The 943-nt window shown below is 45.8% G+C and carries 1 pseudogene; it reads left to right on the top strand.

The annotated features are described in order from the left end of the window. Nucleotides 1-943, top strand: a pseudogene (locus NR121_RS24930) (IS3 family transposase); the annotation flags it as partial.

Raw genomic sequence — 943 nt, forward strand, 5'->3', positions numbered from 1 at the left:
TGCCAAAACACCAACGACGTACCTTTACCTCAGAATTTAAAAAACAAATGGTGGAACTCTATGAAAACGGGAAATCCAGAGCAGCGATTGTGGAGGAATATGACCTCACTGCCTCCGCTTTAGACCGCTGGATCAAGCAAGCTCAGACAACGGGCTCCTTCAAGGAGAAGGACAATCGTTCATCAGAAGAAAATGAACTGATCGCTTTACGAAAAGAGAACCAGCGTCTGAAAATGGAGGTGGACATTTTAAAGCAAGCCGCGCTGATCATGGGACGAAAGTAGCTATCATCCAGAACAACCTTGATAAATATTCGGTATCAGCAATGTGCGACGTCCTGCAAATCGCAAGAAGTACGTTTTACTATGAAACGAAAGAACAACCGAACGAAGACAATGTAACTGAAGCAATTGTGGATATTTTCCATAAGAATCGAAAAGCTTACGGTACACGAAAGATCAAAGTCAAACTCCAGGATCGCGGATTCGTCGTCTCCAGACGTAGAATTGGTCGAATCATGAAAGAACAAGGACTCGTTTCTACCTACACCGTGGCTCAATATAGGCCCCGCAAAACCGCTTGTAATGAAGCCATGACGGAGAATGTTCTGAACCGAGAGTTCGAGCAGGAGGAAGTCAAACGCTTCGTCGTCAGCGATCTCACTTATGTGAAGGTCAAGAACCGATGGCATTACATTTGTGTACTGGTCGATTTGTTCAATCGAGAGATCATTGGGCATAGTGCAGGTCCAAACAAGGACGCTGCTCTGATTTCCCGCGCTTTTGCCACGGTACAAGGCGATTTATGCCAGCTTCAATGGTTTCATACCGACCGTGGTAGCGAATTCAAAAGTCAAAAGATGGACGAGCTTTTGAAGACGTTTGAAATTGGCCGATCGCTGAGTATGAAAGGCTGTCCGTACGACAACGCTGTCGCTGAAGCC

Source organism: Paenibacillus sp. Pae15 (assembly GCF_024519685.1).
GTDB classification, from domain to species: Bacteria; Bacillota; Bacilli; order Paenibacillales; family NBRC-103111; genus Paenibacillus_G; species Paenibacillus_G naphthalenovorans.